This window comes from Arthrobacter globiformis (genome assembly GCF_046536215.2).
Lineage (GTDB): Bacteria > Actinomycetota > Actinomycetes > Actinomycetales > Micrococcaceae > Arthrobacter > Arthrobacter globiformis_E.
On record NZ_JAWMWD020000002.1, the window covers coordinates 13,779 to 27,542 of the forward strand.

Sequence of the window (13,764 nt, forward strand, 5' to 3'; positions counted from 1 at the left end):
GGGCGCTAGATTCGTTCCAGGTAACGTGCGATTTCGAAGTCGGTGACACTGGTCTGAAGCTTGCGGAGCTCCCAGCGCCTCGTCTGGACGTAATGCGTGACGAAGGTTTCACCGAAGTACTCCTTGGCGACCTCGCTCTTCTCGAACTGTTCGATGGCCTGGTCGAGTGTTGCGGGGAGCTCCTTTACCTGGTGTCCCTCCTCCAGGGCGTAAGCGTTGCCTACCACCCGCTTGGGAGCGGTCATCTTTGTGTCCACCCCGTGCAGGCCGGCGGCGATGCTGGCGGCGATGACCAGGTAAGGATTGGCGTCAGCGCCAGGTACCCGGTTTTCGATGCGCGCAGCACTGCTTTTCGACGGGATGGACCTGATGGCGACGGTACGGTTGTCCAAGCCCCAGGTGGCACTGGATCCGGCCCACTGCCCGCCTTCGGTCCGCTTGTAGGAGTTGATGGTGGGCAGGTAGAGGGCGGTGAGCTCCGGCGCCGTCTCGACCACGCCCGCCAGGTAGTTGTACCCGATGGCGCTCAGCTCACCGGGCTCCTCGGCATTGGCGAAGGCTGACTTGCCGGATTCCGGATCCCAGAGGCTCTGGTGCATGTGCCCCGAGGAGCCGGCCCAGTCCGGGTTGATCTTGGCCATGAACGATGCCGTGTAGCCGGCTTCGGCTGCGACCTCCTTGACGGTGGCCTTAAGCCGGAGGGCGTTGTCTGCGGCTGCGAGAGCATCCGAGTAGTGGATGTTCATTTCGAACTGGCCCGGACCGTTTTCACTGTTGCTGGCCTCGATGAAAATGCCCTGCTCTGACAGGCGGCGGCGGATCTCGCCGATGAGGAACTCGGTGCCTGTGTCCCTGACGAGGCTGTAGGTGTGGCTGCCCGCCGTGATCGGGGTCAGGTCGCGCCAGCCGTTGGCAGCCAGCTCGGTTGGAGTCCCCTTGAACAGGTAAAACTCGAACTCGTAGGCGCAGACCGGGGAGTAACCGAGGTCTTCGGCCTTCTTCACGACCCGCTTGAGAATACTCCGGGGACAGATTGCCGCCGGCTCGCCTGATATTTCGTAGGTATCGCAAATGACGGATGCGACCCCAGGTTCCCCCGGAACGACCTTCAGGGTGTTGAGATCCGGCAGCAGGGTCACGTCAGGGTAGCCCGAGTCCCACCCGGTGTAGCTGAGATCAGAAATGATCTCATCCTGGATGTCCCAGCCGAAGATGATGTTGCAGATGTTTGTGCCGTGCTCGGCGACACTTTCTAGGAAGTACCGGGCGGGGATGCGCTTACCGCGCCACACACCGTCCAGGTCCACGACGCCAACTTTGAAGGTTTTGATGTCGTTCTCGGAGACGAACTTTTCCAGTTCGTCGTGGGCTGACGCTGCGGCGGTCTTATCCTGCATGTCGATTGCCTCGAGTTCTTGGAGGTCCTCCGGGACCTGTGTGATGGGATTCACTGTGTACCTCTTTATCCTCATTGATATCGGTTACCAAAGACACTAAATGCGTGGTCTCGCGGGCGTATGTGCAAGGTGCACATCATGATTCCCACCTACATGCATCCGGTAAGACACGTCACATTCAAGACCGCGTCCCTGCACTCAGGCCAAGGCTTTGCTGTGTTCCTGCCCGATTCCAAGGGCACGAAAATCCATGGAACCGGGTAGGGGTGGGGAGCTTAGTAGACGTCCTTGACGTAACGTCCTTCGCCCTTCATGGACTGCAGGTAGTCGTAAGCCCTTTCGGGCGTCATTGCACCGTGGCTGATCAGCACCGCCAGCAGGGCTTCGTCGATGTCAGGTGCTATCTGTTTGCCGCCGCACACGTAGACCGAAGCTCCGCCCGACAGCCATGCAAAAACGTCCTTGCCTTCTTCGCGGATCCGGTCCTGAACGTAGACCTTGCCCAGTTGATCCCGGGAGAAAGCCAGGCTAATCCGGTCCAGCACTCCACTGGTCTGCAGTTCTTCCATTTCATCCTGATAGAGCCAGGACGGCTTCTCATGGCGGTCCCCGAAGAGCAGCCAGTTTCGTCCCCGGGCCTGTGAGACTTCACGCTCACGAAGGAAGCCCCGGAACGGGGCAATTCCGACGCCCGGCCCGATCATGATCACATCAGCTGAGCTGTCGTCGGGCAGGTGGAACTCGTGGGCCGGCAGTGGGAACACTTTCATGGCCGTCTTGGTCCGCGCGGCGGACTGGAGGAAACCGCTGCAAGCGCCCGTATGCCGGCGACCGGCAGCCTCATACCGCACGGAAGAGACCGTCAAGTGGACACGGTCACCGTCAGCAAGGGGGCTGGATGCGATGGAGTAAGACCGGTGCTGCAAAGGCCGCAGCATTGAGATGAACTCTTGCGGATCAACATCTGTCGATCTCGTTTCCTGCAGGACGTCCAGCATGTCCCGTCCCCACATCCAGTCCTCCAGCGCATTCCGGTCACCGGACTCGACGAGGTTCCGCACGGGATGATCGGGCGCGAGGTCTTCAACCAGCCAGGCCACGATGCCCAGATGAGGCAGCCGGAGCTCATAGTCGTTTTGAAGGGACTCGCGTACTGTCTTGCCGTCGTCACCGAACACCTCAACTCCCTCGAGGCCCAGGAATGCGAGGAAGTCATCGACGAGCTCGGCGGAGTTGGCCGGGATTATGGCGAGTGAGTCACCCGGCCGGTAGTTGCGGCTGTCGCCGCTGACCTCCAGCTCATAGTGCCAGACCTCTTTTTCGGACTCCGGAGCGCTCAGGAGGCGGGCCTCGGCGACAGTGGCCGTATCAGGTCCCCGGCGCGTCGTTTTCGGCTGCTCAGTGGGCCTTGTCTCCGGGCCGGAGGAGCTTTCCGGGGTTTTGCCTGGCTTCCTGGGAACAATTGTTTTGAAGGTCTCAAGCATGCCCTTGATCCACTTGCCCGACGTCAGGTCATAGTCGACATCGCAGTCGAGGCGGTCAATGATGCGCTTGCCGCCGAGTTCGCCAAGACGTGTGTCAAGGTCGATTCCGGCCTTGCAGAAGTCTTCGTACATGGAGTCGCCAATGGCGAGGACTGCGAAGGGAACATCCTTGAACAGGCCATCACCGGCAGTTTGGAGCCGATCCCAAAACGGCTGCGCGTTGTCCGGCATATGGCCATTGTCGTGTGTGGAGGTAACGATCAGCAGCCGGTCCTTGCGTGCTGCATCTTCCGGGGTCAGCATGTCCAGGCTCATGAGCTCGGCTGCATAGCCCTGCGCGTTTGCTTTGTCGGCGATGTTGGACGCAAGGAATTCTGCGTTTCCGGTCTGGCTGCCGTAAAGCACGCTCAGGGTCTGGACCGCGGTGTCTGTTGCACCGGAAACTTCGGAAGAGATGCCCTGGTCGGTGCGTACCAGTTCCCCTGTCTCAGTTGTCACGATCAGTCCTCACAAAGACAGTTTTGAGTTCGGTGTAGGCCTCGATGGCCGCCTGGCCCAGTCCGCGGCCGATGCCGGACTGCTTGAAGCCGCCGAAGGGCGTTTGCATCCGGATCGAAGAGTTGGAGTTGACGGATAGAGCCCCGGACTCCACTCCCCGTGCTGTCCTGAGTGCCTGGCCTACATCGTTGGTCCAGATGGAGCCGCTGAGCCCGTAGATGGAGCTGTTTGCCAGTGCGATGGCTTCTTCCTCGGTGTCAAAGGGGATGACCGAGGCGATGGGGCCGAAGATCTCATCAGTTGCCACCCGGCTCTTGGGGTCCGGCGCAATGACGATCCGCGGTGCCATCCAGAAGCCGGGACCCTCCGGTGCCTCGCCCGCGGTGACAACGTTCAGTCCATCACCGAGGAAGCTGGACACGGATTCGCGGTGGCTGGCCGATACCAAGGGGCCGAGATTTGTTGTGGCATCGAGCGGGTTACCGATCTTCAGGGCGCGGGTCGATTCGATGAACCCTTCAACGAACTCGTCGAAGACCCCCCGCTGCACGAGAAAACGGCTGCGGGCGCAGCAGTCCTGACCGGTGTTATCGAAGACGGACATAGGCGCCGCCTGGACGCACTTGGCAAGGTCAACGTCGTTGTACACGATGCTGGCGGACTTGCCGCCCAGTTCGAGTGTGACCCGTTTCATCGTCTTCGACGCGGCCTGGATAATCGACCGGCCGGTTTCGGTGGAACCGGTGAAACTCACCTTGTTAACGCCGGGGTGTTCGGCAAGGGCGTTACCGACGCGTGCCCCGGAGCCGGTGAGAACCTGCAACGCGTCGCCGACAATACCCAGTTCGTTCACGATTTGGCCGAGACGGACAGTGGACAGCGGGGTCAGGGCCGCCGGTTTGACGATGACGGCGTTGCCGCAAGCCAGGGCGGGGGCGATACCCCATGACGCGATCGGCAGAGGGAAGTTCCACGGGGAGATCACGGCTACGACCCCCATCGGCTCGCGGAAGGTCATGCTGATGCCACCATCGACGGGAATGGTGTCGCCGAGGATCTTGTCGATAATGCCCGCGTAGTACTTGAAGCACTCGGCTACTCCGAGCACTTCCTGCCGGGCGGCGGCAAGCGGTTTGCCGACGTCGGTCGACTCGAGCAAAGCCAGCTCATCGCTGTGGGCGATGACAGCGTCCGCGATGGCCCAGAGGGCATCACGGCGCTGGGCGATAGGCTTCCGCGCCCAGATGCTTTGTGCCTTTCGGGCACGTTCGACGGCGGCGTCGACTTCTGCCAGGTCGTGCGAGGGCACTTCGCCGATCAGTTCCTCTGTGGCGGGGTTATAAACGGAAATGGTGCTGCTCATACTCGGGTGCTCCTTCAGGAGAGTGGTCTTCGTCGGAAGATTCCTAGTTCCTATGTGAAGTCTGGGAAGCTCCGTTGTTACCGAGCATGCCGGGCATTCGATCAGATGAGCGAGTGCGACGGGCACCACATCGAGGAGAGGCATGTGCAATCTGCACACCGTCAGGATCCGCGCGGGAATTGTGCATTGCGACCATTCGTAATGGAGATAGTGTGCAGGGCTGACACAAGGGCGGATCATGCGGAACTCTAGGCTGTAACGCAGTTCACAGAAGGTGTGGCAAGGGGGCCACGACCTGAAAGTGGACCTTAGCGATGCTGCTCATTTCCTGCCCTGACGAAAGCATCGCGGGTAACTAGCTTCTAACGTCCGGGAGGGACGAATTGGCAACTAAAAATGTTGAATTTGAGCCGGTGGATGCGGGACCAAATGGAATCCTGAGCCCGGATAAACTACTGGGCCGCGGGCTCGGCGTCGGGTCCATCGTATTCATGGTCATCGCGGGTGCCGCACCGATGACAGCTGTCGTGGCGGGCTGGCCTGTGGTGGTGTCTGCCTCGGAAGGAACCGGCGGCCCGCTGTTTTTCCTGATCGCAACAGCGATCCTGTTTTTGTTCGCCGTGGGTTTCACGCGAATGACACCCCATGTGAAGAACGCGGGGGCCTTCTACTCGTACATTCAGACGGGTCTCGGCCGCGGCATGGGGCTCGGTGCATCAACCTTTGCCCTGGGCACGTACCTGCTGCTGTTTCTCGCGCTGTGTTCGTACCTGGGATCGGCGGCCCAGACCACTGTCCGTGATCTGGGTGGTCCGGATCTTCCCTGGTGGCTGTGCAGTTTGGTGCTGATGGCAATCTGCGGTGCCCTTGCTTACCGGGATGTGGAGCTCTCCGCCAAGGTGCTGGGCGTGGTTCTGGTCATCGAAACGGTCGTTCTGCTGGCAGTAAATATTGGTGTGGTGGTGCATGGCGGTGCAGAGGGGTTGAGCGCCGACTCGCTGTCGCCCGCGCGCCTGGGTGAAGGTGTACCCCCGCTGGGCGTAATGTTTGCTTTCTTCTCATTTATCGGCTTTGAAGCGACCGCTGTTTTCCGTAACGAAGCGCGGGACCCCGACCGGACCATTCCCCGTGCAACGTACATCGCTGTCCTCGGTGTCGGCATTTTTTACACCTTCACCGCATGGGCCATGCAGGCGGGCATTGGCGACAGCCAGATCGTCGAAGTGGCAACGGACGATCCAACCAGCATCGTGGTCGGTCTGGCTGGCAAGTACGTCTCGCCTATCCTTGCCACGCTTCTTCAGGTTTTCCTGATCAGCAGCCTCTTCGCGTGCATTCTGACGTTCCAGAACGTACTCACCCGCTACCTGTTCACCTTGGGATCGCAGGGTGTGCTGCCGGCAGGGCTTGGCACCGTCCATCCTCGCCACCGCGCTCCGTCAAAGGCCTCCTTAACCGTTTCGATCGTGGCGATTGCCCTGCTTGGGGTCGAGGCGCTGATTGGGCTTGACCCGGTGACGGAGGCCTACACCTGGTTCTCGGGTTCAGCAACACTTGGCGTGGTGGTTTTGATGGCTCTTACGTCATTTTCCGTGCTGGTGTTCTTCAGGAGGAAGGCAACAGGAAAGCTTTGGGCCACGCTGTTCGCCCCGGCTCTTGCGGTGACCGGTCTCGGTGGGATCGTCTTCCTGGTCCTGCAGAACTTCGGTCTACTTGTCGGCGGTGACCTCGCTGCAGGCATCCTGCTGTCGGTGATGGGAGCCCTGTTTGCCGGAGGTTTGGTGACCGCCCTGGTGATGCGTTCGAGGCGGCCTGATGCCTACGCCGCGCTTCTGCCGGCCGTCGTCGGCCAAGAGCGCGACCGGCAGAAAGCCGGAACCCCGCCACCGCGGAATAAGAGCTGAACACATCCCGCCTCCGGTGCGTGTGATGTCACCAATGACGACGCAGGCATCGGAGGCTCTGCCGCCGTGTCTGTCTCATTGAAGCCGACATGGGAGTGCCAGCAAAGACTGCCAAACCCCTAAAGGAGTTTTCCATATCCATGAGCGATCTGTTGAAGCAGACCATTGACAAGACGTACCCGGTAGTTACGCATGGCAAGGGAATCTACTTGTATGACTCAGACGGCCGGCAGTACCTGGACGGTTGCAGCGGAGCCATGACTGCGAACATCGGCCACGGGGTGGAAGACGTCGCAGAGGCGATGGAAAAGCAGTGCCGTCGTGTGGCCTTTACTTACCGGACGCAGTTCACCAATCTGCCCGCAGAGGCCCTGGCGCGGCGTCTCACCGACCTCGCCCCCGGCGACCTTGACTGGGCCTTCTTCGTCAACAGTGGATCAGAGGCGTCCGAGTTCGCCATTCGGACAGCGGTCAGCTACTGGCGGGACAGAGGCATCCTTGGCAAAGTCAAAGTCCTCGGCAGGAACATTAGCTACCACGGCATGACCATGGGGGCCCTCTCCATGTCCGGACACGCAGCGCGCCGCCCCGACTACGGGCCCTTATTGCATGCATTCTCCTTCGCCCCGCCCGCCTACGCATATCGCTTCGGGCAGCCGGGTGAAACCGAAGAAGCATACGCGCAGCGGGCTGCGACAGCCTTCGAAGATGCCATTCGGGATGAGGACCCTGACACGGTTGCAGCAGTCATCGTCGAACCAATCGTAGGAGCCGCCGGCGGAGTGCTGATACCTCCGGCCGGCTACCTCTCCCGACTGCGCGAAATCTGTGACCGGTTGAACGTGCTGCTGATCATTGATGAGGTCATCACGGGAATCGGGCGGACGGGCGACTGGTTCGCGAGTTCCCACGAGAACGTCGTGCCGGACCTTCTTCTTATCGGCAAAGGACTGAGTGCCGGTTATTACCCTGTTGCCGGCATCCTGCTGCGAAGCCATGTTGTCGAGGCGCTCAGGGAGGGCAGCGGCGTCGCACCGTTCGGGCACACCTTTTCAGGGAACCCCCTGGGGGCAGCCACATGTCTTGCGGTCCTGGACTTCATGGAAGGCAGGGACGTCCTCGCTAACGTTCGGCGGCGTGGGAAGCAGCTGGAAGCCGGCCTGCTATCTCTGGCAGCAAGGTACCCCTGTATGGCAGATGTCCGGGGCCGCGGCCTGCTGTGGGGCTTCGAGTTCATTATGGACCAGGAAAGCAGGGAGGCTCCCGATCCTGCCTTTGGAGCGGCCACCACCTTTGTGCAGGAATGCCTGGCCCAAGGACTCATTGTCTATCCTGCCGGGATCGCTCCGCTGAACAACGCCGCGATACTGTCGCCGCCCTTGGTGATCACCGAGGAAGAGACCCGAATACTGCTAACGAAGCTGGAGGAAGCCCTCCGTGCCATGGAACGTCACGTTAGGAGGTGGTCGGCTGTGGCTGGAAACAGGAGCGGATCCCGCGTCGGAATCGGACAGTGACTTCTTATCCCGGCCAGCCTGCTGGTCCTCATGGGCTGGGGTGGTCACCTTGCACATAGTGGTCGTAGAGGCTGTTCCCTCCACACACAGTTGAAACTCAGCCAAGGCTGAAGATGGTCGCAGCGACCGTCTCCAAGGGCCTCAACCATCAAGGAAGCCAAATGACTACACCGATTCTTGCCGCCGTGCTGGAAAAGCCCGGAACCCCTCTCCAGATCCGCGAGCTCCTGCTGGATGATCCGGAGGACCATGAAGTCCTCATCCGGACCGAGCGCGTGGGTCTTTGCCATAGCGATCTGCACTACCTGAAAGGCTCACTCGATATCTCCCTGCCGGCTGTCCTCGGACATGAAGTCGCAGGCGTTATCGAGCGCGTCGGCTCCGCCGTAACGAGAGTCAAGACGGGTGACCGGGTCGTCGCAACAGTCACGCCATCCTGTGGGGCATGCCGCAGCTGCATCAGCGGGCGCCCGACCCAGTGCGAACGAGTCGACTCGATGCGTGAGCGGCCCCGGCCCAGGCTCCTTTCACCTGATGGATCAAGCGTTGAGTCGCTCGGTGGTATCGGCGCCTTTGCAGAGGCCTTCCTCGTGAAAGAGGCATCGGTCGCAGTCGTTGGTTCGGATCTGCCTGCCCACGTTGCATGTCTTCTCGGTTGCTGCATCAGCACAGGAGTCGGCGCGGTCATTCACGGCGCAAAGGTAGGCCCAGAGGACACCGTTGCCGTGATCGGTTGCGGCGGTGTCGGAATAGCGGCCATTCAAGGTGCCAGGTTGGCGGGCGCACGACGAATCATTGCTATCGACGCCGCGCCGGCGAAGCTGGAACTTGCCCGCAACTTCGGCGCCACGGACACTGTTGCCGCCTCCCCTGATCCGAGGGAAACACTCAGCCAGGTCCGGTCGCTTCTTTCCCAAGGTGTTAGCCATGCAATCGAGGCGGTGGGCCGCAGCCAGACCGCCGAACTCGCCTTTTCGCTCCTGAGCCCGGGCGGAACCGCGACCATTCTCGGTCTCATGCCCACTGGGTCGGAACTGCGGATCCCCGCGGATGCTCTCGTCTACGGAGACCGACACCTGCAAGGCGCCTACATGGGGGCGAACCGGTTCCTCAGTGATGTCGACATGTTCACGGACCACTACCTGAACAACCGGCTGGACCTCGATGCAATGGTTACAAAGCAACTCCCCTTCGAACGCATCAACGAGGGATTCGAATCGATGGCGGAAGCGTCAACCATCCGCGTTGTGCTGACCATGACCGACTAAAACTCTGACCCGGACCACCCGTGGATCACAAACGAAAACCAGAGGAGCCAGCCAAAATGACTGCTGAAGGACTAGCACAACTGACTGATATCGCCCCCGACCTTGTCGAGCAACGCTCCTTTGTCGATGGCACCTGGCTGCAGCTCGAGGAAGTGGACCGCTACCTCACCGACCCGAATACCGGCGAACCCCGGCAGCCGATGCGCAAGACTGCCGACACTGATGTTGAGCGCGCCCTCGCCGCAGCGGCGACACTGCACAGGTCCTGGAAGCTTGAAGACATCAAACTCCGGGACCGTCTTGAGCTCCTGACGAAGGTAGCTGCAACTCTCGATGCCCAGAGCGAAGAAATCGCGCTCCAGGACAGCATCAACACCGGAGTCCCTATCCGGACCACCCGCCTGATTGCCGGTGCACTGGGAGACAGAGTCCGTGGAACTATTGCTGAAGCGGAACAGCTTGGGGAATCGGAGACACTTGACCATGACAGGTCTGTGGTCATCCTGCGCAAGCCCCTCGGCCCGGCCCTCATCGTCGGTCCTTGGAATGCCCCAACGTTCACCGTGGTCGGCAAGGTGGCCGCAGCCATGGCGGCCGGTTGCCCCGTCATCCTCAAACCCTCCGAGAACGCGCCCAGCGGTTGCCAGCTCTTCGCCGAGGCGATCGTGTCTGCCATGACGGAACTGAACTACCCGAGCGCCGCGTTTCAGCTCGTTCATGGCAATTCGGAGACAGGAGCACTGCTGACATCGGACCCCCGGATCGAAGCTCTTTCCTTCACTGGTGGCGATTCCGCAGGCCGCACAGTCGCGCAGGCCGCGGCATCGAATCTGGCGGTTATGCAGATGGAACTCGGATCCAACAATCCCGTGATCATTCTGGAGGATGCCGATGTCATCTCAGCGGCACAGTCCATCGTGCAGGGCATGACCCGTCTCAACGGCCAGTGGTGTGAGGCGCCCGGCAAGATATTGGTGGACGAGTCGATTCACGACAGTTTCGTTGAAGCTATGAGGTCCGAACTGAGTAAGCTTCGGGTCGGAAACGCTTTGGATGAGTCGACGCAAGTGGGCCCCTTGGCATTCCAGCGGCAGCGTGATGGTTTGAAAGCCTCAGTGCATCGGCTCCTCGAGCTGGGGGGAAAGCTCGTAACTGGCTGCGAGTTGCCCGACCTTGACGGCTGGTTCATGGCCCCGGGGATGATCGTCGGATGTGCCGCCGAGGCTGCAACGGAGGAGCTTTTCGGGCCGCTGGTAACCGTACATCCCGTGCACTCGGTGGAGGAGGCCCTTAGCCACGCAAACGGTCCCGCAACCGGTCTGGACGGCTATGTGTTCGGTGGCAACGAATCTAGGGCGGTGCAAGTGGCCTCCCGTATTCGTGCCGGTGAGGTCCGCATCAACGGCACCTTCATGAGCGACTTGGCCGGCAATTCCCGCCAAAGCTTCTGGGGTAGCAGCGGTATTGGAGGCCATGGTTCCCAGTACGGTGTGCGCTTTTTCACCGGCGACCGGGTCGTTGGCGTGGACAAAGCAAACCTCCCGCTCTAAAGGCTTCCGACCCCAGCAAGCAAAAGCCAGCCCCGGCGGGGCTTCCAGCAAAAGAATCCGGAACCGCGACCCGCAGCCAAGAAGCGGGTCTTCCCAGACTTCAGGAATGTGAGCGAGTCGGGGACGGTCGACACGAGAGAGTCCTTTAATGACAGATACTTCAACGACAGATGCGGGGCGTTTTTCATCGCTGAGTTTCCTTGAGGGCGCAACAGCAGTGATCCCTTCTTTCGGAAGCGACTTGGTTGATTTCCGCAGGGAAATGCATGCAGACCCTGAGGTTGGCCTGCACCTGCCCCGCACCCAGGCCCGGGTCCTTGAAGCGCTCAATGCTCTCGACCTCGAAGTAACCCTCGGAGAAGCAGCCTCCTCCGTGGTTGCGGTATTACGGGGAGGTGCCACCGGGGCCCCCCTCGGGGCCCGCCCAGCTGTACTGCTCAGAGGTGACATGGACGCACTTCCCGTCGCAGAAAAGACGGGATTGCCCTTTGCCTCGACCAATGGAGCGATGCATGCCTGCGGCCACGACCTGCATACGGCAGGCTTGATTGGTGCTGCCCGCTTGCTCTCGTCCGTACGTGAGAGCCTGACGGGTGACGTCATTTTCATGTTCCAACCGGGGGAAGAAGGGCATGACGGAGCGCGCATAATGCTGGAGGAAGGCGTTCTTGGCGCAGCAGGCAGGGGACCGGATGCGGCCTACGCCCTGCATGTCGTTTCGGACGTCCCGTCAGGCGTGTTCACAACCCGTGCCGGCTCCTACATGGCTGCCTTTGGCGAGCTGGCTGTCAAAGTTATCGGGCGTGGAGGGCATGGTTCTCGTCCTTTCCAGGCTCTGGACCCCATCCAGGTTGCTGCCGAAATGCTGGGCGCGCTACAGACCTACATCACGCGGCGATTCAACGTTTTTGATCCCGTTGTACTGTCCGTGGGTCAATTCCATGGCGGTTCCGCCTCTAATGTCATACCTGAATCGGCCGAATTCAGAGCCAGCGTCCGGTCTTTCAGCCAAAGTGTGGAAGCGCGGCTCGCACAGGAGTTGCCGGATCTTATCCGCCAACTTGCGGCAGCTCATCGATTGACAGCCGAGGCAACGTTCACTCCAATAATGCCGCCGACCGTTAATCACGACAGTGACGCGGAACTCTGGGGCAAGATTGCACGCACTTTCTTTGGAGAGCAGCGGTTTGTACAGAGTCCGTCCCCTAGGACCGGCTCTGACGATTTCTCCCGAGTCCTTGTGGAGGTCCCCGGAGCATACGGGCACCTCGGAGCAGGGTCTCCGGATATTGACCCCACAGAGTGGGCGCCCATGCACTCGCCCCGGGCAGTGTTTGACGACGGTGTCCTGGTCGACCACGCACAATTCCTTGCCGGCGTGGCGCTTGCAAAGCTCGAGGAGCTCGGGGTCATAGGGTAGCGTCGGGTGCAGCTTGTAGCTTCTCGGGCCGCCTGCGCCTCATTGAAGCAGGACGGGCTTTACAAGTGTTGGGAACGGGATAGCCCTGCAGTGACTGACTGCCAGACGAAGTGCTGCAAAAGAACATCAGGACGGATCGCCGGGGGTGAGTGCAGTCCCTTTGCTGTCTGAACCTTGGGAATCACTTCCACACAACTGGCCTAACGCGACGCGATGAAAAGACCTTGCAGGCGGACACGCCGAACTTCAGGTTCAGCTACACCCCAACCTGACGTCAGGCGACCCGGGGTGAAGCCGTCAGAATAGGATCGGTTTTCTTCTCATCTGACGTAGGACCAGCAGGCTCCTAGAACTCAACCTGACAATACTGAACCCGATTCGGGTGGAGTCGATCGTAGTCGGCCCACGCTCGTCAGCTTCGCACTCACGCAGGCCCGCTTCCGCGGGAACGAGGGAGCCTTCCCCAGTTCTTGCTAAGGGCGCTTTACACTATTACCGCTTCAAGACAGCTTTAGCGTATTGACACTTATGCTTCGATAAGAAAGCATTTCTGCATGAGCTCACTGCAGGGCCTGACGACGCACGAAGCGGGGGTGCGCTTGGGCATCACTCAAACGTCTGTTCGCCAACTGATCGACTCAGGCCAGCTAACGGTGGTCGGCAAGGTCGGGCGGGCATTGCTGCTCGATCGCTCTTCCGTGGAACGGCGGGCGGCGGCGGGGAGTCGGCGTGGGCGTGCCTGGACCCCAAGGATCGCTTGGGCGGCGCTGACCATGCTCTCCGGCGGCAACCCGTCTTGGATCTCAGCGTCGGAAAAGTCACGGCTCAGGACCCGTCTCCGCACCCAAACAGCAGAGGACGTTGCCGTGTTGGCCCGGAACAAAGACCGGATCTTCCGCTATCGGGTGACAGCTGACGGACTGTCACTCCTTCACGAGCACCTACTACTGGGTGGCGTCTCGGCCCTTCGAAACGAAGAAGTGGCAGCCAGGTTCGGCTTGACCGGTGGAAGCGGTCTGGTGGAGGGGTATGTCGTGCAGGGCGACGCCGAGCAGCTCGCCTTGGCCTTCGGGATGGCCGAAGACCCGGAGGGAAACGTCGTCATCCATGAAGTGAATGTAACTGAGCCCTTCGCCGCTGGTCATGTACCCGTGGCGGCGATCGCGGTCGACCTCATGGGCAGCCTCTCCATCCGTGAACGAAGCGCCGGCCAGCGCGTTATCAGGGAACTCCTCCATGGCTGAGCGGAGGACGCAGCGAACCCCCGAACCTACGGATGGCCGCGAACTGTGGGATGTCCCGGTACCGCCGGGTGGTTGGGGAACCCCATGGCCGCAGTGCGTCGAGTTAGCACGGGAGCTTC

General features: G+C 60.8%; 9 protein-coding genes. 6 read left to right on the forward strand and 3 right to left on the reverse strand.

Annotation, left to right across the window (positions count from 1 at the left end):
- Positions 1–5: 5 nt before the first annotated feature.
- The 3 genes from R5O87_RS22945 to R5O87_RS22955 all read right to left on the reverse strand — a co-directional run bounded on the left by R5O87_RS22945 (position 6) and on the right by R5O87_RS22955 (position 4,742).
- Positions 6–1,451, reverse strand: coding sequence for a glutamine synthetase family protein (locus R5O87_RS22945; RefSeq protein ID WP_243542968.1), 1,446 nt, complete (start codon positions 1,449–1,451; stop codon positions 6–8).
- 221 nt (positions 1,452–1,672) lie between these two features.
- Positions 1,673–3,379 carry a diflavin oxidoreductase gene (locus R5O87_RS22950; protein ID WP_166186466.1) on the reverse strand — a complete coding sequence of 569 codons (1,707 nt, stop codon included), beginning with the start codon at positions 3,377–3,379 and terminating at the stop codon, positions 1,673–1,675.
- On the reverse strand, positions 3,369–4,742 hold the full coding sequence (locus R5O87_RS22955) for an aldehyde dehydrogenase family protein (protein ID WP_166186467.1): 1,374 nt from the start codon (positions 4,740–4,742) through the stop codon (positions 3,369–3,371). The genes R5O87_RS22950 and R5O87_RS22955 overlap by 11 nt, the downstream gene beginning before the upstream one ends.
- A 383-nt stretch (positions 4,743–5,125) precedes the next feature.
- Between R5O87_RS22955 and R5O87_RS22960 the strand changes: the two genes are divergently transcribed.
- The 6 genes from R5O87_RS22960 to R5O87_RS22985 all read left to right on the forward strand — a co-directional run bounded on the left by R5O87_RS22960 (position 5,126) and on the right by R5O87_RS22985 (position 13,645).
- Positions 5,126–6,646 carry an APC family permease gene (locus tag R5O87_RS22960; protein ID WP_166186468.1) on the forward strand — a complete coding sequence of 507 codons (1,521 nt, stop codon included), beginning with the start codon at positions 5,126–5,128 and terminating at the stop codon, positions 6,644–6,646.
- A gap of 89 nt (positions 6,647–6,735) precedes the next feature.
- Positions 6,736–8,163: an aminotransferase family protein gene (locus tag R5O87_RS22965; protein ID WP_410554682.1), complete on the forward strand. Its 1,428-nt coding sequence runs from the start codon at positions 6,736–6,738 to the stop codon at positions 8,161–8,163.
- 161 nt (positions 8,164–8,324) lie between these two features.
- Positions 8,325–9,431, forward strand: a complete 1,107-nt coding sequence (locus R5O87_RS22970) for a Zn-dependent alcohol dehydrogenase (RefSeq protein WP_243542967.1) — start codon at positions 8,325–8,327, stop codon at positions 9,429–9,431.
- 56 nt (positions 9,432–9,487) lie between these two features.
- Positions 9,488–10,981: an aldehyde dehydrogenase family protein gene (locus tag R5O87_RS22975; protein WP_243542966.1), complete on the forward strand. Its 1,494-nt coding sequence runs from the start codon at positions 9,488–9,490 to the stop codon at positions 10,979–10,981.
- 148 nt (positions 10,982–11,129) lie between these two features.
- A complete protein-coding gene (locus R5O87_RS22980; RefSeq protein ID WP_243542965.1) occupies positions 11,130–12,401 on the forward strand; it encodes a M20 metallopeptidase family protein in 1,272 nt (423 codons plus the stop codon).
- 554 nt (positions 12,402–12,955) lie between these two features.
- Positions 12,956–13,645, forward strand: coding sequence for a MerR family transcriptional regulator (locus R5O87_RS22985; protein WP_410554683.1), 690 nt, complete (start codon positions 12,956–12,958; stop codon positions 13,643–13,645).
- The last annotated feature ends 119 nt before the right edge of the window (positions 13,646–13,764 follow it).